The organism is Nitrospira sp. Vd2, from assembly GCF_979581665.1.
In genome coordinates this window covers 38,287-61,542 of record NZ_CEFZSK010000041.1, presented here as the reverse complement: position 1 = coordinate 61,542, position 23,256 = coordinate 38,287, and the positions used below count along the sequence as shown (strand labels likewise).

At 61.1% G+C, this 23,256-nt stretch carries 24 protein-coding genes, 1 tRNA gene and 2 pseudogenes; 16 read left to right on the top strand and 11 right to left on the bottom strand.

Features of this window, described 5'->3' with window-relative positions; all coding sequences use genetic code 11:
* The first annotated feature begins 121 nt into the window (after nt 1-121).
* Entirely contained in the window at nt 122-775 is a 654-nt protein-coding gene (locus tag AC1U7K_RS17930; RefSeq protein ID WP_480253181.1) for a hypothetical protein, read from the top strand.
* Between the two features lie 152 nt (nt 776-927).
* Entirely contained in the window at nt 928-1,680 is a 753-nt protein-coding gene (locus AC1U7K_RS17925; protein WP_480253179.1) for a protein-L-isoaspartate(D-aspartate) O-methyltransferase, read from the top strand.
* Between the two features lie 596 nt (nt 1,681-2,276).
* On the opposite strand, the gene AC1U7K_RS17920 is transcribed toward AC1U7K_RS17925, so the two are convergent.
* Complete coding sequence (locus AC1U7K_RS17920; RefSeq protein ID WP_480253177.1) at nt 2,277-2,672, bottom strand: hypothetical protein; 396 nt, start codon at nt 2,670-2,672, stop codon at nt 2,277-2,279.
* 305 nt (nt 2,673-2,977) lie between these two features.
* On the opposite strand from AC1U7K_RS17920, the gene AC1U7K_RS17915 reads away from it, so the two are divergent.
* Nucleotides 2,978-3,427, top strand: coding sequence for an Hsp20/alpha crystallin family protein (locus tag AC1U7K_RS17915; protein ID WP_480253176.1), 450 nt, complete (start codon nt 2,978-2,980; stop codon nt 3,425-3,427).
* Between the two features lie 226 nt (nt 3,428-3,653).
* Here AC1U7K_RS17915 and AC1U7K_RS17910 read toward each other — a convergent pair whose 3' ends face one another.
* Complete coding sequence (locus tag AC1U7K_RS17910; protein WP_480253174.1) at nt 3,654-4,040, bottom strand: hypothetical protein; 387 nt, start codon at nt 4,038-4,040, stop codon at nt 3,654-3,656.
* A 149-nt stretch (nt 4,041-4,189) separates the two neighbouring features.
* A complete protein-coding gene (locus tag AC1U7K_RS17905) occupies nt 4,190-6,079 on the bottom strand; it encodes a potassium transporter Kup (RefSeq protein ID WP_480253172.1) in 1,890 nt (629 codons plus the stop codon).
* Nucleotides 6,080-6,258: 179 nt separating this feature from the next.
* Here AC1U7K_RS17905 and AC1U7K_RS17900 point away from each other — a divergent pair, with 179 nt between their 5' ends.
* Both AC1U7K_RS17900 and AC1U7K_RS17895 read left to right on the top strand, forming a co-directional pair.
* Nucleotides 6,259-6,417: a hypothetical protein gene (locus tag AC1U7K_RS17900; protein WP_480253170.1), complete on the top strand. Its 159-nt coding sequence runs from the start codon at nt 6,259-6,261 to the stop codon at nt 6,415-6,417.
* Nucleotides 6,418-6,494: 77 nt separating this feature from the next.
* A complete protein-coding gene (locus AC1U7K_RS17895; protein ID WP_480253168.1) occupies nt 6,495-6,629 on the top strand; it encodes a hypothetical protein in 135 nt (44 codons plus the stop codon).
* A gap of 16 nt (nt 6,630-6,645) precedes the next feature.
* Here AC1U7K_RS17895 and AC1U7K_RS17890 read toward each other — a convergent pair whose 3' ends face one another.
* A complete protein-coding gene (locus AC1U7K_RS17890) occupies nt 6,646-6,939 on the bottom strand; it encodes a hypothetical protein (RefSeq protein ID WP_480253166.1) in 294 nt (97 codons plus the stop codon).
* A 220-nt stretch (nt 6,940-7,159) separates the two neighbouring features.
* Between AC1U7K_RS17890 and AC1U7K_RS17885 the strand changes: the two genes are divergently transcribed.
* The 8 genes from AC1U7K_RS17885 (at nt 7,160) to AC1U7K_RS17850 (ending at nt 14,980) form a co-directional block, all read left to right on the top strand.
* On the top strand, nt 7,160-7,303 hold the full coding sequence (locus tag AC1U7K_RS17885) for a hypothetical protein (protein WP_480253164.1): 144 nt from the start codon (nt 7,160-7,162) through the stop codon (nt 7,301-7,303).
* On the top strand, nt 7,300-7,668 hold the full coding sequence (locus AC1U7K_RS17880; RefSeq protein WP_480253162.1) for a hypothetical protein: 369 nt from the start codon (nt 7,300-7,302) through the stop codon (nt 7,666-7,668). The genes AC1U7K_RS17885 and AC1U7K_RS17880 overlap by 4 nt, the downstream gene beginning before the upstream one ends.
* Before the next feature lie 26 nt (nt 7,669-7,694).
* Nucleotides 7,695-8,321 carry a hypothetical protein gene (locus AC1U7K_RS17875; protein WP_480253159.1) on the top strand — a complete coding sequence of 209 codons (627 nt, stop codon included), beginning with the start codon at nt 7,695-7,697 and terminating at the stop codon, nt 8,319-8,321.
* 140 nt (nt 8,322-8,461) lie between these two features.
* Nucleotides 8,462-8,704 carry a hypothetical protein gene (locus AC1U7K_RS17870; RefSeq protein ID WP_480253158.1) on the top strand — a complete coding sequence of 81 codons (243 nt, stop codon included), beginning with the start codon at nt 8,462-8,464 and terminating at the stop codon, nt 8,702-8,704.
* 953 nt (nt 8,705-9,657) lie between these two features.
* The gene (locus AC1U7K_RS17865) at nt 9,658-10,692 is read left to right on the top strand and encodes a glycosyltransferase family 2 protein (protein ID WP_480253156.1); all 1,035 of its coding nucleotides are present in this window, start codon (nt 9,658-9,660) and stop codon (nt 10,690-10,692) included.
* A 69-nt stretch (nt 10,693-10,761) separates the two neighbouring features.
* Nucleotides 10,762-11,835 (top strand): NAD-dependent epimerase/dehydratase family protein, encoded by a 1,074-nt coding sequence (locus tag AC1U7K_RS17860; protein WP_480253154.1) that lies wholly within the window; start codon nt 10,762-10,764, stop codon nt 11,833-11,835.
* The gene (locus AC1U7K_RS17855; protein WP_480253152.1) at nt 11,832-13,394 is read left to right on the top strand and encodes a glycosyltransferase; all 1,563 of its coding nucleotides are present in this window, start codon (nt 11,832-11,834) and stop codon (nt 13,392-13,394) included. The genes AC1U7K_RS17860 and AC1U7K_RS17855 overlap by 4 nt, the downstream gene beginning before the upstream one ends.
* Complete coding sequence (locus AC1U7K_RS17850; RefSeq protein ID WP_480253150.1) at nt 13,391-14,980, top strand: glycosyltransferase family 39 protein; 1,590 nt, start codon at nt 13,391-13,393, stop codon at nt 14,978-14,980. The genes AC1U7K_RS17855 and AC1U7K_RS17850 overlap by 4 nt, the downstream gene beginning before the upstream one ends.
* Here AC1U7K_RS17850 and AC1U7K_RS17845 read toward each other — a convergent pair.
* The 4 genes from AC1U7K_RS17845 to AC1U7K_RS17830 all read right to left on the bottom strand — a co-directional run bounded on the left by AC1U7K_RS17845 (nt 14,977) and on the right by AC1U7K_RS17830 (nt 19,526).
* Nucleotides 14,977-16,215, bottom strand: coding sequence for a glycosyltransferase family 2 protein (locus AC1U7K_RS17845; protein WP_480253148.1), 1,239 nt, complete (start codon nt 16,213-16,215; stop codon nt 14,977-14,979). The two genes, AC1U7K_RS17850 and AC1U7K_RS17845, sit on opposite strands and share 4 nt — an antisense overlap.
* 22 nt (nt 16,216-16,237) lie before the next feature.
* Nucleotides 16,238-17,989 (bottom strand): hypothetical protein, encoded by a 1,752-nt coding sequence (locus AC1U7K_RS17840; RefSeq protein ID WP_480253146.1) that lies wholly within the window; start codon nt 17,987-17,989, stop codon nt 16,238-16,240.
* Between the two features lie 670 nt (nt 17,990-18,659).
* Nucleotides 18,660-19,277: a hypothetical protein gene (locus tag AC1U7K_RS17835; RefSeq protein WP_480253145.1), complete on the bottom strand. Its 618-nt coding sequence runs from the start codon at nt 19,275-19,277 to the stop codon at nt 18,660-18,662.
* 48 nt (nt 19,278-19,325) lie between these two features.
* Nucleotides 19,326-19,526 (bottom strand): hypothetical protein, encoded by a 201-nt coding sequence (locus AC1U7K_RS17830; protein ID WP_480253143.1) that lies wholly within the window; start codon nt 19,524-19,526, stop codon nt 19,326-19,328.
* Nucleotides 19,527-19,782: 256 nt separating this feature from the next.
* Here AC1U7K_RS17830 and AC1U7K_RS17825 point away from each other — a divergent pair, with 256 nt between their 5' ends.
* The 3 genes and pseudogenes from AC1U7K_RS17825 to AC1U7K_RS17815 form a co-directional block, all read left to right on the top strand.
* Nucleotides 19,783-20,334, top strand: coding sequence for a PAS domain S-box protein (locus AC1U7K_RS17825; RefSeq protein WP_480253141.1), 552 nt, complete (start codon nt 19,783-19,785; stop codon nt 20,332-20,334).
* 181 nt (nt 20,335-20,515) lie between these two features.
* Nucleotides 20,516-21,346: pseudogene (locus AC1U7K_RS17820) on the top strand (response regulator); the annotation flags it as partial.
* A 30-nt stretch (nt 21,347-21,376) separates the two neighbouring features.
* Nucleotides 21,377-21,755 (top strand): annotated as a pseudogene (locus AC1U7K_RS17815) (PAS domain-containing protein); the annotation flags it as partial.
* 607 nt (nt 21,756-22,362) lie between these two features.
* On the opposite strand, the gene AC1U7K_RS17810 reads toward AC1U7K_RS17815, so the two are convergent.
* The 3 genes from AC1U7K_RS17810 to AC1U7K_RS17800 all read right to left on the bottom strand — a co-directional run bounded on the left by AC1U7K_RS17810 (nt 22,363) and on the right by AC1U7K_RS17800 (nt 23,248).
* Nucleotides 22,363-22,437: transfer RNA gene (locus AC1U7K_RS17810), tRNA-Gly, on the bottom strand.
* On the bottom strand, nt 22,409-22,699 hold the full coding sequence (locus AC1U7K_RS17805) for a site-specific integrase (RefSeq protein ID WP_480253140.1): 291 nt from the start codon (nt 22,697-22,699) through the stop codon (nt 22,409-22,411). Before AC1U7K_RS17805 ends, AC1U7K_RS17810 begins: the two co-directional genes overlap by 29 nt.
* A 153-nt stretch (nt 22,700-22,852) precedes the next feature.
* Complete coding sequence (locus AC1U7K_RS17800; RefSeq protein ID WP_480253138.1) at nt 22,853-23,248, bottom strand: hypothetical protein; 396 nt, start codon at nt 23,246-23,248, stop codon at nt 22,853-22,855.
* Between the last annotated feature and the right edge of the window lie 8 nt (nt 23,249-23,256).

The window sequence follows — 23,256 nt, the reverse complement described above, 5'->3', positions numbered from 1 at the left end:
GGCGGCGGCGACCCTCAAGGTTCTTGACCACGCGTCGTGAATCGCTCATCCTAAAGAACGTCCCTCTCTCCTGGAACGTCAGCGGATGCAGGGTTCTCGAGGTCATGTGGAGCCTGCCGTCATGCATCCCACTGTTCGTGCCATGCTGATGATCGCAACCGTGCTTGTGCTGCCACTGGCGGCCGCGAGCGCGTCCGGCTCCTCGTGGATCGGCGAGATCGCCGAACACCTCGACACCGCTGGTGCGAATCTTCCGGCACAACCCGTCTACCTCGATGCACTCGAACGCATCGAAGATGCCGTCTCAGCGGGCGACACAGCTCGCGCGCGGAAAGAGATGGGTCGGTTGATTGCCATGATCGGAAGCCGAGCCGGCGGCCTCTCGCCGGATGGAGCGAGAGACGTCCTCCATTTCATTCGCCACGTCACACCCCCGATCTACTTCGACGAGGAGGCGAAATCGCATCTTCGACTCATCGAGGAATTTTATAGCGGCAGGGACGAGCTGGACCTTCGGGATACGACCGAGTATCCGCTAGGCGGTCTCTCCCGCTGGACCTTCGAGAACGCCGACGCATTCGAATTTCCCTGGCCCCGCCGGACCAACCCGGTGGTGATTCTCGGCAGCGGCGTGCTCGGGCTCATTGTCATCGGCTCGCTGGTCTTCATCGGCCTCGCACTGAGGCTCCGTCAGCAGGCAGGACGAGCCGATGCGGCGCAGGGCGCCGTATCAAAAAAGAAGGGAGACGGGAGGAACCGGCAGCGCGTGGCATGAGCATGCCGACGCGGCGTCGCACCCAGTGTCCCTGAGGTAGCCGGCTCACCCCCGATACGACGAATCCCGCCTGGAGCGCTTGCATGCGGCCACGGTGCGGCCTTCGTGACAGACGTTCACACGCGGCAACGGAAACGAGGCCCCGCCTCGACGTGAGGCCATCGTTCAGTGGGACCTATGCGACGGCAATCGGGCTCGTCCTGGGCCTCCTTGTGCCGGTTCTCGCCTGCACAGCCACACCACCAGCGCCATACCCGTCAACGGATGCGAATCGGCAAACAGAGCGCGACGCGATGGTCGCCCACCAGCTCATCGCGCGTGGCATCACGGCGGAACATGTTCTGAACGCGATGCGGCACGTTCCCCGCCATCGGTTCGTCCCTGCGAGGTACGCCTCCATGGCCTATGATGACGCGCCGGTCCCGATCGGCTTCCGTCAGACGGCATCCCAGCCATTTATCATCGCGTACATGCTCGAAGCGCTGGAGCTTCACGCCGACGATCGCGTGTTGGAAATCGGCACAGGATCGGGGTATCAAACGGCCCTTCTGGCTGAGATCGCTCAGCGCGTGTTCACCATCGAAATCGTTCCGTCGCTCGCGGAGGGCGCGGCCCAGACGCTCCATGACCTCGGCTACACGAATGTCACAACGAGAGTAGGCGACGGGTCTGTGGGGTGGCCCGACGAAGCGCCGTTCGACGCGATCATTGTCGGGGCGGCCGCCGAGCAGGTTCCACCGCTCCTACTCCCGCAACTTGCAGAAGGCGGCCGGATGGTCATTCCCATCGGCCCTGACGAGGATCAACGCCTCGTGCTGTACCGCCGCACTGCCGACCGCATTGAGTCGACGGCGCTTGCACCGGTGGCGTTTGTACCGCTGATCGAAGGCGGGAAGGAACGGTAAGGAGGCCGGCTAGACTGATGACGATTCGGTTTCAGACCGCGATGCGTTGCTGATCATCCTTCCAGCATGGGGTGCAGCGGCCGCTGATGATGAAGCCATGGCTTCCGCAGAAGTGTCGGCCGCACTCGCCGCACACCTGCATGGTTCGCTGAACAAATCGGTGCGCTGCGCAGAGATAGCAGTCACGAAGATGTTCGGCTAATGACATCTGTTCTCTCCTCCGCGAAATGCGTCACAAGACCCTCGCAATCGTCGTGTAGTACGAAGATACCTGATGCCGCGCGTCTTGCCCATCGGCATCGCGCTGACATCAGACCCGCTGTGACACGACAGTGATCTCGGTGACGGGCGCACTGTCCTGGAAGGAATTCGCTCTGAGGACAGAGAGACGACCCTAAAGAAGAGGTTCGGAGGCGGGGGAATCCCCCGCCTATTGATGGACCTTAGGCAGCCTTCAAGCGAGAAGAGCCAGATGGGGCAACGGTGTGTTGATCTTCTTCTTCCTCAGCATACGTGGCCCACACGGCAGCCGCCCAGGTCAACAACATCAATCCGAACAAGCACCATACGGCTAGCATTGCTCCCTCCTCGTGTCGTTACGCCGACCGTTTGCCGATCGGGACATGCTGATTGATGTAATTGATGATCGGGGCAATGTCCGTTTCGTCGTAATAGCGCTTGTGCACGCCCTCCTCCAGTACCCCGATCGCCTGTTGCTTCAATTCCGCGGCAAGCCCCGAGTTGCCCGCCTCGGCCGCGACAGCGGCACGGTTCAAGAACCGAAGCACTGAGGTCTGCGGGGTACGAGGATCATTGAGGAACACGGCGCGATAGTCCGCCTTGTTCAACTCCTGCTCGATATCCTTGACCCAGCCGGCCGCGTACGTGTCGCCGGCGGAAATCCATGGCGCCGCGTGCGCCGTTGACGGCCACAATGCAATCCCGCCCAGCAGCAGGGACAGCATTGCGACGACCGAGATGATCTTTCGCATACGTCCCTCCTTTCGTGACCGGTTTCACTATGAGATCAGGACCGCCTGATCTCACTCAGACTCTACTTCTTGTTGCTGGCCAAGTAATAATGCCATCTCTCAAAAGGTCAAGAGGCGATGGTCTTCTTGACCTCGCCGTCGGCGAGATTAGTATCTCCATGAGGCATCACAAATAGAGAGAGAGTCGCAACGCGACACCGCTTCCGGTGGTCAATTGCCGTGACCGGTCGGTACCTGGCGCGTCACGGCCCGATGGTGACACGCCGGATGGAGGTCGCGCCAAAAACTGAAGGAGGTGAGAGTCAATGAACCTCGTGCGTTGGGATCCTGTCCATGAATTAGCCGAAATGACCGATCGCCTGAATCGGGTATTCGGCCGGACCAACGGCCGCCGCGACAATGACAAGGAGTGGCTCGCCGTTGCCGAGTGGTCTCCGGACGTCGATGTCACCGAAACCGATACGGAGTACCATCTCCAGGCTGAACTTCCCGGGCTCGACAAGGGCGACGTCAAGATCACGCTCGAAGACGGTGTGGTCACGCTCCAAGGCGAACGGAAGCAGGAGAAGGAGGAGAAGGGCAAGCGCTTCCACCGCGTGGAGCGGTCGTACGGTCGCTTCGTGCGGAGTTTTGCTCTCCCCGACTCTGTCGATGAGACGAAAGTCTCAGCGGAGTTCAAGCAAGGTGTCCTGCACGTGCGCCTTCCGAAATCCGAGAAGGCCAAACCGAAAGCCATCGAAGTAAAAGTGACGTGACGACGCGATCCGTGGACGGGACCGGTCCTGGATCGCCGTCCCGCCACGGATTCCCCCGAACAGCACATGCGAGGCCACATCGATGTGATCGATGTGGATGGCATCGGCTCCCGCCTGTGCAGTCCTTCTTCCGCGGGATTGGCCAAAGGCCCGGGGCGACAGGCGCCGCCGTGTATCGACGCGGCGCCCGCGGATCGAGACCGAGGAAAATGCGCGGTCAGAGACGTTAGGTGGAGACCTTGTCGAGTTGCGTCTTGAGAAGCTTGAGCATCGATTGCACACTGGCCTGCGCTTCTTTTGCCGTCCACTTCGCGCCGTCCGGTGTGTGTTCAACCTTCGGCACTTCGCGAAGGATATTGTCGCGAGTCTGGATCAGGTCGAGCAACGCCGGATCGGTCCCTTTGCTGTCCTTCGCTTTCTCGATGATGCTGCTGACCTTGCCGACGATTTGATCCACCTGCGCTCTGAAGGCCTTGGGATCGCCGGGCAGATTATCGACATTGAGTTCAGCCGCATAGGCAAGGCCGGTTGGGGCCACTGGTCCTGCCACAAGGCCCATGAAGACGAGACAACAAGCCACGACCGCGACGCCGCACGCGCGAATGTTCGTCATGCCAACCTCCTTTCGTCCAGAGTGGTGCTCGCGGAGCCGCCAATAATCATCGCCGGGCGGCTTGTCAAGAGAGGCGGAGCCGGGCTCGTGATCCGGACAGCCGGCGAGCCGTGTTCGTGCTGGTGGTCAGCCGCCTTCCTTCGGGATGTTCAGATTTCCAACACGAGACCGATCTCGATGACTTGGTCCGGGTGAATCCGGAAGTAGGAGCTGGATCGCTGAGAATTGCGGGCGAGGAAGACGAACAGGTGCTCTCGCCAGAGCGCCATCCCGGGCTTGGGCGTGGCCAGAAACGTCAGACGGCTGAGGAAGAAGGTCGTGTCGTGGAGCGGGATCTCCAGTCCTTGAGTCCGGCAGTCGCGCAAGGCTTGCGGCACGTCGGGCCGGTCCATGAATCCATACCGGATCAGCACCCGGCAAATTGAGTCCTTGATCGGCTTCACCTCGATCTGCTTGTCACAGGATACGTGCGGGACCTTTTCGGTGAGAATGGTCAGGAACACCAGATGGTCATGAAGCGCCTTGTTGTGCTTGACGTTTTGGAGAAATGCCGGTGGAGTGACATCCGACCGCGTCGTCATGAAGACCGCCCAGCCCGGGACCCGGACCGGGCACGAGGCCAACGCCTGTTCGACGAACCGATCAAACGGCGGGAATTGGGTGTTGATGTGCTGCACGACGATCGCTCGACCCCGGTGCCAGGTGGTCATCAAGGTAAAGAGGCACGCGCCGAGCACCAGGGGAAACCACCCGCCGTGCGGGATCTTCACGGCGTTGGCCAGGAAGAAAGTGACGTCGATCGACGCAAACGCCGCGATGACGGCCAGCACCGTCCACGGTCGCCAGCGCCAGATGTGCCGGACGACGGTGTACATCAACAGCGTCGTGATGACCATCGTGCCGGAGACGGCAATCCCATAGGCCGAGGCCAACCGACTCGACGACCCGAACGCCAACACAAGACTCAACGTACCGGCCGCCATGAGCCAATTGAGCGCGGGCACATAGATCTGCCCCATCTGTCGTTCCGAGGTATGGCGGATGTCGACCGGCGGGAAATACCCGAGTTGCACGGCCTGGAGTGTCAACGAAAACACACCAGTCAACATTGCCTGGGACGCAATGATCGTCGCGGACGTCGCCAAGGCGACCAGTGGATACAGCACCCAGTCAGGCGCCGCATGATAGAACGGGTTCACCACCGCCGATGGATCACGGAGCAGCAGTGCCCCTTGTCCGAAGTATTGGAAGAGCAGCGCGGGCAAGGCAATCAGCAACCAGCCGAGTTGGATCGGTCGCCGGCCGAAGTGCCCCATATCGGCGTACAGCGCTTCCGCTCCGGTCAACGCAAGAAACACGCTGCTCAGCACGACGAAGCCCTGCCCAGCGTGATGTATCAGGAACTGCGCGGCGTAGACGGGATTGACGGCCTGCACGACGCGCGGCGTACGGACGATGCTGATGAAGCCCAAGATACCAATGGTGAGGAACCACAGCAGCATGATGGGCCCGAATACACTGCCGATTCGACCGGTCCCGCGATACTGAATCAGAAACAGGGCCGTCAGAATCGCCACGGTCACGAGGACGATGTACGGCCGCACCGTGGGAAGCGCAATCTCCAGCCCTTCCACCGCGCTCAGCACCGAGATGGCGGGCGTGATAATGCCATCGCCGTACAGGAAAGATGCGCCAATCAATCCCAGTACGCCGACCACCCCGAGCACGCCCGGACGGACCGACGGGTGATGATGCAGCGCAAGGGCCGTCAAGGCAAAGATGCCGCCTTCGCCTTCGTTGTCGGCTCGCATGACGAAGAGGACGTACTTCACCGTCACCACGAGCACGAGCGCCCACACGATGAGCGACAGCACGCCGAGGATATTCGCGTCGTCCACCGGTACCCCGTGATCCGGATGGAAACATTCGCGGAGCGCGTAGAGCGGACTGGTCCCGATGTCGCCGTAGACGATGCCCAGCGCGCCGATGGTCAGCGCGGAAAGATGAGGAGCTGTCCGGGAAAACGCACCGAGGCCCACCGTGCACTACTAACGCGATGAGGTCAGGTTGTCTAGACGATCACGGCCGACCGCTCGCCGCCTCTCGGCCGTTCGCCATCGGTCGTGGCTCTTGAAGTCCGTGCAAGGAGGATTATTGTCTTCAACGTCACAGGATCATAGCTGCCCTGTCGACCGTGTTGGAGCGAAAGGAGGAACGGATGCAGTGTCCGAAATGCGGCGGACTGTTGATTGAAGAATCCTACATCGATGGGACTGTACGATTCGAAGAATGGAAGTGTGTGAATTGCGGCTATCGCGCTGACGATCCGTTACGTGGTCGCGTGTTACGATTCCCTGCCGTCGAACTTGCCGCATGACGCATGCGTGACTCGATCACGAGGCCTCGTGCCGTGTGACGAGTCTTCGACGATCGAATCGCCGGGAGGTGAGACCGATGGAATTCATCCTCGACTCCACGATGATCTTTCTCGTTGGCGTCACGGTAGTCATCATGGCCGCGTCGTCTTGGGATGCTCGTCAGCGAGGCCGGCAACTGCCGGCCGGCCAGGCACAGCGCCGGGTGGCTTAACCAGTGGCCGCCAACATCACGCCGAGCCGTCTTGGCTCGGCATTGCACTCTCCACGTGGTCACTGTCGCGCCGCCATGAGCGGTCCTCGAACTCTTCCGTGATCCCCGTGCCCCAACTCGGCGGATCCGTCGCCATCACGCGAAACGTATAACGGCCCGCCAGCGCTTCGGCGTTGAGCATGACGCACGCGCCGTCGGCCTGCTCCAATTCAACGTAGGCACATTTCAGCCGTCGCCCGATCGTATCGCGCAACCTGTAACAGGCCCGGACTCGCGCATGCCGCGCCACGACCGTTTGCAGTTGCTCCATGCTCATCGTGTCAGATAACCCGGCGACGAACAACCAAGGCGACTGCATTGTGCTCCTGCACCTCCGTACCTCGCCGTACATGACTAGGCGGCATCACGGACCTGGGAAGTAGCACGTCCGTGGGCGGAGTCAAGGCACGCCAGCCTGCGTCAAGGCGGGATTGACTTTGCGTGCGGCGGGATTACTAGACAGTCGTCAGTAGAGAATGACAAGGAGTCACATGACACTCGGAGACCTGTTCAGTCTTGTCGTGGCCATGATCGTGCTGTTGGTATGGCTCCTCGGCGCGATCGCGAGTTGGAAAGACGAGCGGGCGAAGGCCAGGAAGGCGTCGGGTCCTGTCGGTGAGCAGATGGCGGCATGAACGCGAAAGCGCGGACCATCGAGGACCATACTCTCTTCGCGCAGATCGCCCATACCCCGTACGCGAAGCGCTACGGGGAATGGCTCGCACGTCGCGCCGACGCGAAGGGGTACGACTTCGGCGTCAAGGTATCGAGTGCCACGACGCCGGCTTTCACCGTCGAATCGCCGCCTCGATGGTATTCGATTGACCGTCCCAGGCGGTTGGCGCGAGAGCGGGCGCAGCGCGATCGCTGGCAGATGGAGATTCTGGCCCTCGCGACAAAGCCGTCGGGGCACCACACGACTGATTTCATGACGCGGGTCGTGACGGGACCGGTTGTGGTTGACGTCACTGAAAAGCGTCACGTCCGATCCGCGGCTTAACAGAGGACAGCGACGGAGGACAGACCATGCGTACTGCGGCATTCATGATGTTTTGCACGCTTCTGATCCTCGGCGCGCCGGTGAGTGGAGTGAGCGCCGAGACGCAGTCATTACCGCGGAGCTTCGAGCATGCCCAACTTGGCATGACGTTTCACGACCTAACGCAGACGGTTCCGAGCTTGAAGGTCGCCCAGACCGGCGTGGAGCTTCGCCACGTGGTCGAGCGGCCGGCCAATCGGTACCTTAGACGGCTCGACTATGACTTCGTCGGTGATCGGCTGGAGCAGGTGACGATCCTGTACAACGCCGATCGGCTGCCGAGGCGAGGGGAGCGGATGATCGAACTGCTGAAGGAGCTGTACGGAGCGCCGACCAGCGAGAGCACCGACTACCGTCCGGAAGCGGGGTTTCTCTCTGAGAAGACTGAGAAGAAGACCACGTGGCAAGATCAACGCACGCGGGTGACGTTGACCCAGCGGCTTCGTTTCGATGACGACGCCGTGTTGGACCTCGAGCTGCAATTGGTCGATCTCGAATTGGAGGCCATCAAGCAGGCGCGACTTCAAGAGGAGGAACGGCGGCGGTTAGCGGGAATTCCGATTCCGCGCCCAGATCGGGGCGCCGTCCACACGGCAAGACAAGCTCGCTCCTGAGAGGGAGCGAGCGGGACGTTCATCGTGACGGCTTTTTCTCCCCAATGCGAGCGGCCTGACTGGATCCAATGAGCCGATTTCTTCGTGGTTGAAGCGCGGGAGAGGAGCGTACAATACCAGCGATCTTCCCGCGCTTCCCGATGACAGCACTGGACACCGTTCTCACAATTCTCATGTACATTTTCGCCGGATGGATTGCCTTGCTCGGCGTCCAGCACCTGAAGCAGTGGTACGAGCATCGCGACCGCCCGGCCCTCTGGACCGGGGCCGTCCACGCCTTGGCGGCGACGGTGGCGGTGGCCTATCTGGTATGGTGGCCGCTGTTGCTGGCCCTCACGTGGCAAGCCGCGCAGCTCTACAAGAACCGCCGCTCTCGCGAATAGAGGCGGCGACCGCCTGCTCTCCCGTCGAGCTCGAGCTGGACGGAGACATCGGCCCATCCCCGGCCGACCTGCGAGCCCCCGTTCTTCTCACGAGCCATCGCGCTCGAAATTGCCGCCAGAGCAGCTCACTGCGGGAGCACGTTTTCCACGACTCTTCAGCGGCGTCCCACCGGGCCAGCGTGCCGTTGCTCAATTGAATAATGAAATCCGACCCATCGTCCCACTGTAGTGTCGCGCTCGTGGGATACGTCCACAAAGGAAGAAGACCTCTCATCCCATTCTGCCGGTCGGCACGCGTCCGCGTCGCCAAGTAATCAGCCGGAACCGTCCAGCGCAACCGGCGTACGAACCGTCGAAGATCGGACACGGACCGTGCCGCTTGCAGTTCTGCCAACAGCGGTGCAGCCGACCGCAACACTGCCGATCCGACAGAGTGGTCTGTCAGCATAGGCCTCCATTGAAAGAATCACATGAAAGAATCACAGGGGATCAAGAGAGGCGACGACCCGCGCGCTAGGGCACGGAGCGGCACACCGGAACAGATCGGGCAGACATCATGATGGGAACCGGCGCCATAGAATTGCGGGGAGGAGGACGCTCCCTCAGGAGCGTCAGGTAACGGTGGAGCCGTAGGGAAGGACTTTAGGCTTCCCGGTCTGGGCCGGGCCTGCACACCATCCTCACGTCCTTGACCCCCGGTAGAACATCATTCCCCCCGGGCGTCCATTCCTCCCGCAGCCGGGTAGATAAGGCGCCGTCTGCGCAAGTCAAGAGCCGGATCCGCGCGCCTCTATAACTTGACCGAGCAGACATTTCCCTCCCGGCCGTGTGCGGCTCACAATGACGCGCGGGCTGTAGGCGACGCTCCGGCACAAAGATACCTAGAAAGAGGGTATGTTCGTGACAACTCGGTACGATAGCCTATCTTCGCTCGGACTTGAAAAGGAGACTGATTGCCGCCACCTCCGATTTCAGGCGTACCCCCGTCGCCCCTGTCGCAGGCGACGTCGCGCCACGCGGCGTCGCAGCAAGACCGGGAAGGCCACGCGGGAGGTCCGCAGGCTCACACAGTACCGCCGTCCGTCAGCGTCATTATCCCCTGCTACAACCAGGGTCACTTCCTGCGGGAAGCGATCGAGAGTGTGCTCGCACAAACATACCCGCACCACGAAATCATTGTCGTCGACGATGCGTCCCCGGATATGACCTCTCACGTCGTGCGGCAGTATCCGCAGGTGCGATACGTCAAGCATGATCGAAACAAGGGTCTGGGCGCCAGTCGCAATACCGGCGTCCGTCACAGCTCCGGCCCGTTTCTCGTCTTCCTCGACGCCGATGATCGGTTGCTCCCGCACCACTTCGAGACTTGCCTGCGTGTGTTCTCCGAACACCCGGAACTCGCGCTCGTCTGCGGCGATTTCCGCTGGTTCGGAGCGGAGGGAACCTGGCACCGCCATACGTGCTCCACGGAGCCCGACCAATACGCCGCCTTACTCCGCTTCGGATTCATCACGCCGCCTCATAGTGTGATGGTACGGCGCGAGGCGATGACGGCGGTGGGAGGATTCAAAGAGGATCGCACGTTCGAGGGCAGTGAGGACCGCGACTGTTGGCTTCATATCACACGGCGCTTTCCCATTCGGTGTCATCATCAATGCATCGCGGAATATCGGCGGCACCCCTCCCAAATGTCACAGCAATGGGGCCTGATGTTGAGCAGTGGGATTGCCGCCATGCGCGCGCAATGGCCCTATGTCCGGGGACATCCGGTCTACGAAAAGGCCTTTCGAGCCGGCGTCCGCCAATATCAGGATGCGTGCGGTCCCCCGCTCGTCTGGCAGATGGTGTCCGAAGCACGCCAGGGACGATGGCGCCGGGCGGCGGCCTCGTTGTCGATTCTGCTTCGCTTCTATCGCCAGGGACTGTTGAAGTTGATCGGGGGAAAGATCTCACGCGTAATGGGAAAGGAGTCGCTGCCCTATGCCTAGAGGCTTTAGATGCGATCCATCATCACTCGCCCTCCAGCATGATCCGCGGATACCGATGAGAGGGGACGCGTGAAACTCCTGGTGACGGGCTCAAGCGGCCTGATCGGGTCAGAGTTGGTCAGCTATTTCGACCCCCGAGCGAGTTCGATCATCGGCATCGACAACAACATGCGCGCCGATTTTTTCGGGCCCTCCGGCGATACGACTTGGAACTTGGAGCGATTGCGCGGTCTCACGCGGCGGTTTCGTCATTACGACTTGGACATCCGCGACCGTCAGGGTCTCCACGAACTGTTCGTTCAACAGGGGCCCTTCGATCTGATCGTCCACTGTGCTGCGCAACCGAGCCACGACTTAGCCGCGCGTCGTCCCATCGATGATTTTGATGTCAACGCCGTCGGCACGTTCAACCTGCTCGAGTTGACCCGCCAATTGAGCCCCCGGGCCGTGTTCGTCTTCATGTCGACCAACAAAGTCTACGGAGACGCACCGAACGAATTACCGTTGACCGAACTCGCGACGCGCTGGGAATACGCCCGCGCCGAGGACTATTGCGGCATCTCCGAAGAGATGCGCATCGATCGATCCAAACATTCGATCTTCGGCGCGAGCAAAGTGGCGGCGGATGTCATGGTGCAGGAGTACGGGCGCTATTACGGCCTGAACACCACTTCGCTGCGCGGCGGCTGCCTCACCGGACCCAACCATGCCAGCGTGGAACTGCACGGCTTCCTCTCCTTCCTCGTCAAGACGCAGCTCGAGGGCGGCACGTACCGGATCTATGGGTACAAAGGCAAACAGGTCCGGGACAATATTCACAGCTACGACGTCGCGCGGTTGATCGAAGCGATCTACGAACAGCCCCGTTGCGGCGCCGTCTACAACGTGGGTGGCGGCCGCGCCAACTCCTGTTCGATCCTGGAAGCCTTCGATATCGTCGAGCAGTTGACCGGCAAGCGGATGCGGGCCGAGTATCAGGAGGCGAACCGCGAAGGCGATCACATCTGCTACATCAGCGACCTCCGCCGTGTCCAGCGGGATTACCCTGGCTGGGCCGTCACGAAATCCCTCGACACGATCTTCCGTGAAATCGTGGCCTCCTGGCAGGAACGAGCCAGCGCTTCATTATCACGCGTGATGTGAAGACCTTCATCGACACATTGGCCATCCGGGAACGCTTTCGCGACCGCTATTGGGACGAGCGCGATCCCATCGTCGATGAACGGCTCCTCTGGCGCGCTCAGACGTTTCGGCACCGCGTCCATCTGCTCCCCACGCAGACGATCCTCGAACTCGGCTGCGGGCAAGCCCGCTTCACCAAGCATTTGCTGGCCGTCTCGCGTGGCGAAAACCCGCTGACGTGCATCACGTTCAACGGCCATCCGGGCCGGCCGCAGGCGCTTCCGTCCTCGGTCGAATATCTGGCGCTGTCGTCGCTTCCGGGCCTATTGGCCAGCCGGCAGTTCGATTTCATCGTTGCGATGGACCTCCTCGATCGCGCGAACTCCCCCTGGATGCTGCAGCAGGTCTACGATCTGCTGAAGCCGGGAGGACAAGCGCTCTTCTACGAGAGCAATCCTTGGAATCCCGTGCTGAAGCTGCACCGCGGACTGTCACGCTGGTTGGGTGTCCCCGATCCCCGTCAGCTGCTGAGCCGCCCCGAACTCTACGAGCTGATCTCCGAGATCGGCTTTATCCGCGTCTCCGCCGTTTACAACGACTTTGTCTTTCGGCCGATCCCTTACGCCCTCATGTGGCTGTTTCGCAATTTGTCCATCCTGCTGGAGAACGCCCCGGCCGTGCGCACGCTGGCCGGCTCGATTCTCGTGAGTTGCCAGAAACCGCCGCGCGTGGTCGAGCCGCCGCGCGTCTCCCTTTTCGAGCACGAAGCCCTGCGGCGCGCCGTGTCCGTCGTCATTCCCTGCCACAACGAGGACATGAATATCGAGCCGCTCGTCAGACGGTTGACGACGTTGTTCGATGAGTACCTGCACGAGATTATTCCGGTTGACGACAACAGCACCGACGGCACGCGTGCCGTCATCGAACGACTCGCGGCCACGGACGGGCGAATCAAGCCCATCTATCGGCGGCCACCGAATGGCGTCGGCTTGGCGATTCGTGACGGCTATCGCGCGGCCACGGGTCGGTATGTGTTGTCGATGGATTGCGACTTTCAACATCTATTGCCGGAAATACGAGATATGCTGGATGCCGCCGCTCTCTACGGCTACGATGTCGTGGTGGGCAGCCGGTTTTCGCGGCACAGCGTGCTCTTGAACTACCCGTTTTCGAAAATTGTGGCGAACCGCGCGTTTCACCTCTTGGCTCGCATGGTCCTGTTGCGGAGCTTTCGCGACCTCACGAACAATCTCAAGCTTCAGAAGCGCGAGGTGGTACAACGGCTCATTCTCACGCAGCCGTCCTTCGCTGTGAACGCGGAGACGGGGCTGCAGCCGCTCGTCATGGGCTATACGGTCAAAGAAGTACCGATCTCGTGGATCAACCGGACACCGGACATGGGCACCTCGTCGTTCCGGTTGGTGCGCGTAGGGCGAGGATACTTCCAGGTGTTGTGGAACCTCTGGCTCGCGAGTGTGCTGCGGGTCGGACCGTACAAGGGACTCGCGAGGCATGGCGACGTCCGAAGCACCTGGCGGAGCGACTATACGGCACCGCCGCAGTCGCCCGTCGCCCGGTGAATAGCGCGCTCATAGCCCGGCGCACCGACCGCCGCCTTTTCCTCCTCGGCGTCCTGTTCGTGTTCATCGTTGCTGCGGTCCTCCGCCTGGTCGTGCTCGATCGGCAGGGCTTGTGGGCCGATGAGGTCTTCTCGCTGGCCATGGCGACGGGGCATAGTCTCGAGCAGCCGCCATCGAAGACCGATCCGCAGCTCGGCGATTATGCCGAGTCACCAACGCCGCTCCCTGCCACAGAGTACAAACGGTATCTGGCGCACCACGTACCGCCTGTCCGGATGACGGGCGTCACGCGGGCCGTGTTTCTCTCGGATACGAGCCCTCCGCTCTACTATCTGCTGCTCCATTGGTGGACGCGCATCGTGGGGACCACGGACGCGGCCCTGCGCAGCTTCTCCGTTATCTGGGCACTCGCGGGCGTGCCGTTCATGGTCGCCATCGCGCGGAGCATTGGGGGGCAAGCCGCGTTACTACCCACCCTCGTGCTGTTTGCCGCATCTCCGGTCTCCATCTATTACTCGCTGGAAGGCCGGATGTATTCCCTGCTCTGGTTCCTGGCGCTCGCCCTCGCGTGGTTCACCCTCAAACTGGCCGGCCATGGCGGACGCATGCCGTTTCTCGCGGGGTGGGTCCTCGTCGCCGCGGCCGGCATGCTCACTCACTATTTCTTCGGCTTTGTGATGATCGCGTGCGGCATGTGGCTGATGATGTCGCCCGGGCGGCTTCCTCGTTTGTCGTTGATCGGCATGATGACCGCCGTGGTCTTGCTGGTCGCGCCGTGGTATGTCCACCTTTCGGAAAGCCTCTCTCTCTGGCGCGTCACCAAGGACTGGTTGCGGATGCCGACGGTGTCCAGCCGCTCGCTCGCGACGATCGAGTTACCGTGGACCTTTCTGTCACCGAACAATCGATTATGGAGGAGCCGTGCCTGGGTGGGATATGCAGCGGCGATCGTCTTCCTTGCAGTGGCGGTCGTCGGTCTCACTGTTCTCAGATCCCGCGTGTTCGCGCGGCGCGCGCAGCTTCTGTGGTTGTGGCTGCTCACGGCGTGTCTCGGCCCGTTCGCGTTCGACCGTGTGATGAACACCTACACCACCGCCCTTTCCCGTTACGCGATCGCCGGAATGCCCGCGTTGTTAATCCTCATCGGGATGGTGCTCGGCCAACTGGAAGGAAAGCTGCGCCGGTTTCTCCTCCTGCTCATCCTCCTGGTTTGGCTGCCCGGGGTCTGGTCGGTCCTCACGGAGTCGGTACGCGGGTGGGAACCATTTCGGCAGGTTGCGGCACTCCTCGACGAACGGGTGCATGACCGCGATCTCGTCGTCATCCACTCGATCCCCTCCGGAGTGCTGGGCGTGGCTCGCTACCTGGAGCGACCGATCGCCCTCTTCTCATGGGTCGGCCAACTCAAACAGCGGCACGTGCCCGACGATATTGCCCAATTGGCGTCGGGACGCCGGATCTTCTTGGTGAAGATTCACACGGTGGGCGAACCCGCGCCTGAGGAAGACTGGCTGCGGGCGCACATGCGGGTGGTGGAAGAGGTCAAGCTGTGGGCAGCCGTGGTCGCGGTGTTCGAGCCCATTTAGGGCAGTGCCTGCCGCACGCCGATGGTTTGACTCCTCCCATCGGGGCTTGCCGCCGCGTTGGTCACGATCCGTTCGGTATGGATCAATCCCAACGTATAATCGATGAGCCACGTGACGACGATGATGAATGCGGTCGTCCAGCAGAACGACATCACGATGAATCGCGACCAATGCTCATACGTGGCGCCCGTGCGCACGAGCTCGAGGAAACTGGGAAGCACCAACAGCCCGCCGCCGATGAGCAAGCCGATCACTGCCGGCCAGACGAGGCGGCTCGTGAAGAACGACTCGAGCAGGTTCGGCCGGTCCTGCACCATCCTCTGATCGGGCAACGCGAGGCCGACCATCTTTCCCGTGAGATAACTGGCCGACAGCAACAGACACGCCAAGGTCCCGGCCAAGTGGCTCACCACGAAGCGATAGATCATCCACTCCTGCACGGCGCGATGCTGAACATAGTAGATGGTCGGGGTGATCATGAGACTCGTCGCCACGGCGAGCCACACGAGGGCGAGGATCGCCAACGGCCTGGCCGGTCGATACAGGAACGCGGCATCGATGATCGCGCGCAAAAATCGAAGCCCATCTCGCCCGGGCCGGAGCTTGGACTCGCCTTCCCGTTCGTAATACGGCATGTCGACCTCGACGATCTTCAGCGCATGGCTGAGGAGCGCCCGCGCGCTCATCGCCGGGGTGAAGTGCAGCCCATCCGGCAAGGGCAGCAGCTTCCCCAGGCTCTGGCGCCGGACCACCCGCATGCCGCTCGCCGTATCCCTCACGAGCGCGGACGAGAGCACCGTCAGGATCGACGCGAAAAGCCGATTCCCGATGCGCCGCAGCCACGGCATTCGACTGTTCCTGTTCATGCGGCATCCCAGCGCGACGTCGGCCGCTTCGCTCACCAGCACGTTGCACAGCGTGGCGAAAAACACCGGGTCACAGGTGCCGTCGGCGTCGAGGAAGCCGAGGAGATCGGCATCCGAGCGCGCCCAGGCTTCCTTGATGGCCGCACCGTATCCCCTGTTGCGCTCGAAGACGATCAGATTGATCCGGCCATCATATTTCCGCGCGCGCTCGACGGTCCGGTCGGTCGAGCCATCGCTCACGACGGTGACCTCGACCTCCGTGACCGGGGAGTCATTGATGATCGTCTCCCGCGCGGCGAGCGATCGGACGATGATACTGTCGATGCTGTCTTCCTCGTTTAACGCCGGAATGGCGATGAGCAATTTCATCGTGGCTCCATCGCAGGCACCATCATCGACCGACGCGCTGGTAAATCTCGACGAATCGATCCGGATCAGAAGAGCCGCCGACGATGGAGTAGACCTGCCTCCAGCGGTGCGGATCCTCCTTCAGAAGAGCAAGCGTATACCGACGCGTAAAGTTGATCGGCGTACCGTCCACGACGACATAGCTGACCGGGACTGAGTCCAGCAGCGCTTGCATCTTGTCACGGTCCTGCTCGAACGGCGGCATCACGCTCTTCAAGCCGGTTCTGATGTACGCCCAATGCGGCATTGAGGCGGCAATGACCTCGTCTCCCCGTGCGTGGCTCCTCAACCAATCGAGCGCCGCATCGAGCTCGCTGTAGCCGTCTTCTTTGTAAAAGAACAACCGTGATGAGACGAGCTGACCGTTTCGATCCCGGTACTCGGCCTTGTCGATCTGCCGGGTATAGGCCGTGTAAAGCGCGAGCACTTGAAACACAAGAGTCAGGCCGACAAATAGATGGGCCAGTATACGCCACAGCTTCGCGCCGCGGGATTCATAATCCATCGGGCGTGCCATCGCCGCTCGATACAATCCCAACGCTAAGAATGGGACGACGGGCGCCCAATACCGGGGCCACTGCACAGGCCAGGGGATCAGGCACAGGGCGGCCAGCACCAATAACACGTACAGGGGAATCAGTTTCTCGCCGTCCCGAGCCAGAAGGAACAGGCCGGCCATAACGGTCAGACCTAACAATCCGAGGAGGAGAGGCGGCCCGTAGGTCCACACTCGCCAAATGCCGCGCAATCCTGTCGGCTCCAAGACCGCGGCGAGATAGTACTCCCAATATCCGATCCGCGCGCTGACCCCTTCTCCGACACTGAACGGCATCCGGACCAGATTCTCGACGAACCGTTGCAACAGTTCCTGAGCCGAGATGTGGCCGCGCTCCGGCGTGAAGGGATCCCGCAACGACATGTTCTTCGAATAGCTCACGTTGTAGAACAGGTACTCAGCCCGCTGATACGCATAGGCCGGATGGGTGTAGCTGGGACTCGACTCGACGGCATGAATATAGGCATGCCATGCGAACACCGGCAGCGCCGCCACCACCATACGGAAAGCCGCGGTCCGAAAGCGGCGCGTGAGCAGCGCTTCACCGATCCAGGCGACGAACAGCGCGATGCCGATCGTTCGCAACAGATACGCCGCGACGGCGCACACGCTCGCGAGCAATTGAGGCAGGAGGCCCGGTTTCCGATTGGCCAACACGAACAGCGTACTGATCAGTGCAAAGGGCAGTTCGGCGAAACACAGGTCCGACAAAAAGTGCGTGAACAGATTCAGGATGACGACGAGCGCCGCGCCCAATGCATACGGTTCGGGGAGAAACGTTCGCAGCAGCGCATACGCTCCGAACACATAGCCGACATAGATCACAAAAAAAGACAGTCGCAGCCACTTGCCGACAACAGTAGGATCGCTCGTCCCAAGCACGAGCTGATGGGCGGCCACGATGGCTGGCAGCAGCGGCGGATACTGCACCGCCTCGATCTCACCGGGCTCATTCAACAGCCGATACCCCTTGCCTTCTGCCAACGACGTGCCGAGCACGTAATAGGCTCCGCCGTCCCACCGAAGATCGAGCGGCCCTTCCATGCGGGGTAACCAGCTGATGACGGCAAGCGCGGCAAGCACGCAGAGGGAGAGCGGGCGGGTCCTGATAGAGTCGGCGATACGCGCCTTCGTCGCGGGCCGGCCCCGCCCTTCCTCAAGAACGATCGCCTCGCTCATGGTGCTCCGCAAACGACCGGCGACCTATTGCCCTGCTTCTGAAAAAGGCGGAGACGCCGCTCGTGATTCCCGCGCCATCATTGTTTCGGAGAACGCCGCCACTCCCGTGGCGATGAGATTGGCCGGTGCGTCGTTGCTCTCCTACATTGACGAAACCGCAGCAATGCCAGCCGGGCGGTAGAGACCGCGGTCTTCGCCGTCGTGACTGGTGGAGTCCGCACCGCCGACCTACGAGGGCATGCGACGACGAAGGCATTCGCCGATGAGCTCATCCGGCGCGTCCGAGAACTGCTGTGCTAGGACTTTTCCAAATGTCAGACACACGATGTCCCGCGATACCTCATTCCGGCTCGGCTGCATTCACGACGCGCCATAACAAATCCGCGACGCTTCAGAAAAGCAATCTGCCGGAGAATGGCACAACGGATGCTAGACCAAGCGGTTAACCGAAGGAGGAATGGCTGTGTCAGAGTTGCCGTGGGACGACCGGGGCCCTCTACACCAGGCTTTCATCGGGTGGAACCTCGACAATGCTGTGTGCGCGCTGTTTGCGAACCAGTCGGCTGATCGGACGCTCGAGCCGGCTACGGCCGAGAATGCTGACAGCGGTGGACTTGAAGGACACGATGTCCGGCCGAGCATGACCGGGCTCAACGAAAAACAGGATCTGTCACTTGTCTTTCTCGGTCCTGACGCGGCTCTCTTGCGGCGGTTTGCCGCCTTGCTCTCCGACATGCGGGCCGGCTTGCACGTGCCCGTCCCCCGGCTGTTTCGTCATTTCTTCGAGGAGCCGGAGCCGTTCCTTGAGGAGCCGTAACTCTGACCGATAGTTTTCCTGAAGCACGCCTGTCACTTGTTTCACCTGCGCATCGAGCTCTCCGGCAAGCGGTGTCAGCGTCTCGACGGATTTGGTCAGACCTTGAATCGTCCGCTGGACCTGCTCATGATCTTTGGCCAACTGCGCCCGGACGCCGATCTCATCGGCCATGCTCTGTATGAGCGCCTTCGTCTCCCGTTCCAGCCCTTCATTGGAGCGCCGGAGGGATTCGGTATTCGAATAGATGACCGTCTTCAACGAATCGAGAACTTTGGCCATCTCGTCATGCCGGCGCTCTTGATTGCGTAAGTCGTTCCGCATGTCGCGCAATTCGGTTTTGAGAGAAGCCGTAAGTGCGTCCATCTTCCGCGTCAACGTTTGATCGACCCGGTCGGCTTCCCCCATCGCGGAACATCCGGCCGCAGCCGTCCAGACGACCAAAAGCGGTCCAAACACACGAATACTCTTCATTATGACTCCTGTTGTTCAATGGACTGCCGACTGGTGATGATCGGCGCGTCATGTACCGGACGCCGACTCTGTCGAGCCCTGAATGGCCTTCGTCGCGTCGCCGAGGAGATCCGTCGCGATCCGTCTTAATCGCGGTCCACCCTGTCCACCGGCATGCGGCGCGAGCAGAATGCCGGTTCCAATTCCCAAAAAGAACCCCGCAATGAAAATGCTGGTCGCGATAGCGATGGCTTCTTCGTTCCGTTCCATAGCGTCACTCCTTTGCCGTGAAGTGACCGTCACGGCCGCTACGGGTCGCACTGTGCCAGGATTTCGGCACGAGACACTATCGGACGCGCGGCCGCTTCGCCGTGCGGGATCATGACGACCCGTGTCAGCACCCGGGCGTGCGGGACGAACGGTTCGGCACGCCGAGCGGGCTTTCAGTTACGTAAGGCGCCGTCGGCCCTGTCAGGTGAAAGGCTTCTGCTGGCGACGCCGCGCGCCGGCATGGTCAAGTACAGCTATGCGGCGGTTTAATGATAGCCAGGCAGAGCGGGAAGACCTGTACGAACTACTCATCCGTCACGTCCGCGACTTCGCAATCTTCTTACTCGATCGCGACGGGCTTATCACGACTTGGAATGAAGGAGCCGCCAGGTTATTCGGATATGACCGTGCCGAAATCATCGGCCAGCCGCTGTCCACCCTGTATCTCCCGGAAGACGTCGCCGCCGGCATCCCAGAGCGTGAACTCAACGACGCACGACAGCGGGGCCGCGCGTCCGATGATCGATGGCTCAAGCGCAAGGATGGGGGCCGCGTGTGGGTCACCGGCGTGACCGTGGCGATCCAACACGATGAGATTCGCGCGTTCGGCAAGATCATCCGTGATATGACCGTCCATAAAGAGAAGGACGAGCGGATTCGCAAGCTGAACGAAGAGCTGTCCGAACGATTGCGCGAGCTGGAGCAATTCGAAGAAGTGGTCGTGGGACGCGAATTGGAGATGATCAGACTGAAAGAAGAGATTCGCCGGCTGCATGAACGGCTCAAATCCACGGGGAGTGAGCCGTAATCAGTCGTCCCCGGCGATCGCTCCACCACTCCGCACGTCGTGCGGTGCATAGACCACCTTCTTGCCGCTCTGATTATCTCTTACGTCGCCTCACTACAGTCGAACACTCGTCGTGCGCCTTACTGCTGAAGCACGACTCCCGCTTGAATGAGTTCGCTGCTTTCCTCTACAGTACCCAAGTATGTCCGCCTCTCCTGAGATCGAGAAATCCCTTCTCCTGTTGGTCGACGACGACCCTGACTTCCTCCAATTCATGACGGACATGCTGTTGTTCCATCTTCCCGAGACGCGGGTGGAGAGGGCCGTGTCTGCGGAGGAGGCCTTGGAGCTCATCGCGCGCCGCGACTATGACGTGATCGTGAGCGACATCATGCTTCCGCAGATGGACGGCTTGGCGTTTATGAGCACGGTCTTTGAGCGGTGGCCGGATATCCCGACGCTGTTGATCACGGCCCACGGCGATCGCGATCTCGGCGTCAAGGCGCTGCGCAGCGGCGCGTACGCGTACATGCAGAAGCCGCTCGACCGCGAATATTTCTTGGCGTGGTTGAAGCGCGCCCTTGAACGACGCCGCCTGGGGCGGCAGGTTGCGGCGCACGATCAGGCCATGCAGGCGCGAGCCGAGCAGCTCGAGCGCGCGGTGCAGGCGCTGCAACGAGAGATCGAGGAACGCCACAAGACCGAAGCCTCGTTGCGTGAGAGTGAGGACCGCTTCCGCCGACTGGCGGATGCAACCTTTGAGGCGATCGCGGTGACCGAAGGCGGGCGCGTTCTAGAGGTCAACGACACTTTTCTGCGGATGTTCGGTTATACCCTTGACGAAATCGCATCCATGCATGCACCGGACTTTCATCCGTCAGACCAACGCGAGCTGGTCAGGCGGATGAACTTGTCTGGATATGAAGCGCCCTACGAAGCGATCTGCCAAACGAAGGATGGCCGCCGATTCCCGGCAGAAATCCGCGGCAAGGCGATGCCTTACCAAGGACGCAATGTACGGGTCACCGCCATTCGGGATATCAGCGCTCAAAAAGAGACACAGGAAGCCCTTCGGCAAAGTGAAGAACGATGCCGACTGTTGGTCGAACAGGTAAAGGACTACGCGATTTTTCTCGTCGATACGACCGGGCACATTGTCTCGTGGAGCGAAGGAGCGGAACTGCTAAAGGGCTACCGGCGCGACGAAGTCATCTGGCAGCCCATCACTCTTTTCTACACCGAAGAAGATCGACAGGCCCAGAAGGCGCGCCGGCTGCTGAGCCAGGCCGCCGAATACGGCCGGGTCGAAGACGAGGGCTGGCGCGTGCGCAAAGACGGATCACGGTTTTGGGCGGACGTCGTCATCACCGCGCTGAGGGACAGCGCCGGTCGTCTCCAGGGATATGCGAAGGTCACGCGAGATTTGAGCGAGCGCCGCCACGCCGAGGAACAGCTACGTGAAGCGCATCAGCAACTCGAACAGCGGGTGAAGGATCGGACGCGGGAATTGGAGGAAGCCAACCGGGCCCTGCAAGAGAAGAACCGTGAGTTAGAAGAATTTGCCGATGTCGTCGTGGGGCGCGAACTGAGGATGATCGAGCTCGAAAAGGAGATCAAGCGGCTGCGGGAAGAATTGGATCGCGTGTCCGCCGCGACCGCAATCAGATCGCCTGCCTCCTCCGCTGATCAGTAAGACATTTTCAGGATAAGCGTCCCCACGTCGACCGCGGCTTCACTCGTTCACGATCGAGAGCCGCTCATTCCCACCGGCCCACCGAAGCGCATCGACACCGCCTTTCTTCAACGAGCTCATTTTACGTAGCCTCGAACTGTAGAGTGAAGGACCACCTTAAGAGGAGGTGGTCATGGACGATCACTCGTCGCTCCCGTCAGAGGGAATGAAGGGAGTAGACTGGAGGTGTTATCCGTGTGTTCAAAGAGAAGGATCAGTGCCGCAATTCATTGGCCAAGCGGGAATTGAAGGAAAGCCACCGGAGGGTTTATCCGACTGCGCATATCAATAGCGCATCGGTACTCGCAAGCGCGGTATGGAGCGGGCGATGGGATTTGAACCCACGACAACTAGCTTGGGAAGCTAGGACTCTACCACTGAGCTACGCCCGCTCTCGCTGATCTTGTGGAGCCCGAGACAGGCATTGCGAAACGCCGTCCCGATGCGGTGAATCAGCTTTCCTTTATACAGGAACACGCGAGTAGTGTCCAGTCGCCTATCCTTCCAGAGTTCCACGAATACCTGATAGACGGCGGGCATCATCAGCATCGTCCGGAGTTCGTCGTTCTTGGTCTTGCGCAGCGTAAACTCTTTGCGTTTCAGATCCTCATCGGGCCATTCCAAGGCGAGCAATTCGCCACACCGCGGTCCCACATCCTTACGGGACGGGTGAGGAACCGCCGCAGATGGGACGCCAAGAACGGCTTCAGCCGTTCCCAGTCCTCGTGACTGTCAATCCGATCCCGTTCATTCTGGGGATTGAACTTCGGCCCCTGGGCCGCTCGATTATCGCGCCACCAACTTGCATCATATGATCATAATTGATCCTCTGCTCGGACACGGGCGCGCCGCATCCATCCCGGGTCCAGCCACACTACCGGCAGCCGGCGAGCCTGACGATGGCCTGACAGTCGGGACAGACCCTCCTGGTATAGTAACCCGCTGCGCGCGATACCGGAGGACGTCCTCCGGGGTAATGGCGCCAAGAGGTTTCCCGCCGAAGAACCAGACCAAGTTCTCCACATACAGCTTTCGCAAGGGAAATCCCTTCAGCCGCTTGATCTGCTCGAGCCCCACATACTCCGCGGCCCACTCGCGGAAGGTCACGATTGCGCGCGTGCCTTTCCAGGAGCTCGGCATCTCGCCCGTCAGCAGTTTGGTTTTGATAATGGCCTCGTGCTCTTTGGCGACCGTCTTGTTCAAGCACCCGA

Coding starts and splice junctions, on each gene's coding strand:
- AC1U7K_RS17930 (WP_480253181.1), top strand. CDS start 122: ATGCATCCCACTGTTCGTGCCATGCTGATGATCGCAACCGTGCTTGTG.
- AC1U7K_RS17920 (WP_480253177.1), bottom strand. CDS start 2,672: ATGCGAAAGATCATCTCGGTCGTCGCAATGCTGTCCCTGCTGCTGGGC.
- AC1U7K_RS17915 (WP_480253176.1), top strand. CDS start 2,978: ATGAACCTCGTGCGTTGGGATCCTGTCCATGAATTAGCCGAAATGACC.
- AC1U7K_RS17910 (WP_480253174.1), bottom strand. CDS start 4,040: ATGACGAACATTCGCGCGTGCGGCGTCGCGGTCGTGGCTTGTTGTCTC.
- AC1U7K_RS17900 (WP_480253170.1), top strand. CDS start 6,259: ATGCAGTGTCCGAAATGCGGCGGACTGTTGATTGAAGAATCCTACATC.
- AC1U7K_RS17895 (WP_480253168.1), top strand. CDS start 6,495: ATGGAATTCATCCTCGACTCCACGATGATCTTTCTCGTTGGCGTCACG.
- AC1U7K_RS17890 (WP_480253166.1), bottom strand. CDS start 6,939: ATGGAGCAACTGCAAACGGTCGTGGCGCGGCATGCGCGAGTCCGGGCC.
- AC1U7K_RS17885 (WP_480253164.1), top strand. CDS start 7,160: ATGACACTCGGAGACCTGTTCAGTCTTGTCGTGGCCATGATCGTGCTG.
- AC1U7K_RS17880 (WP_480253162.1), top strand. CDS start 7,300: ATGAACGCGAAAGCGCGGACCATCGAGGACCATACTCTCTTCGCGCAG.
- AC1U7K_RS17875 (WP_480253159.1), top strand. CDS start 7,695: ATGCGTACTGCGGCATTCATGATGTTTTGCACGCTTCTGATCCTCGGC.
- AC1U7K_RS17870 (WP_480253158.1), top strand. CDS start 8,462: ATGACAGCACTGGACACCGTTCTCACAATTCTCATGTACATTTTCGCC.
- AC1U7K_RS17845 (WP_480253148.1), bottom strand. CDS start 16,215: ATGAAATTGCTCATCGCCATTCCGGCGTTAAACGAGGAAGACAGCATC.
- AC1U7K_RS17840 (WP_480253146.1), bottom strand. CDS start 17,989: ATGAGCGAGGCGATCGTTCTTGAGGAAGGGCGGGGCCGGCCCGCGACG.
- AC1U7K_RS17835 (WP_480253145.1), bottom strand. CDS start 19,277: ATGAAGAGTATTCGTGTGTTTGGACCGCTTTTGGTCGTCTGGACGGCT.
- AC1U7K_RS17830 (WP_480253143.1), bottom strand. CDS start 19,526: ATGGAACGGAACGAAGAAGCCATCGCTATCGCGACCAGCATTTTCATT.
- AC1U7K_RS17825 (WP_480253141.1), top strand. CDS start 19,783: ATGCGGCGGTTTAATGATAGCCAGGCAGAGCGGGAAGACCTGTACGAA.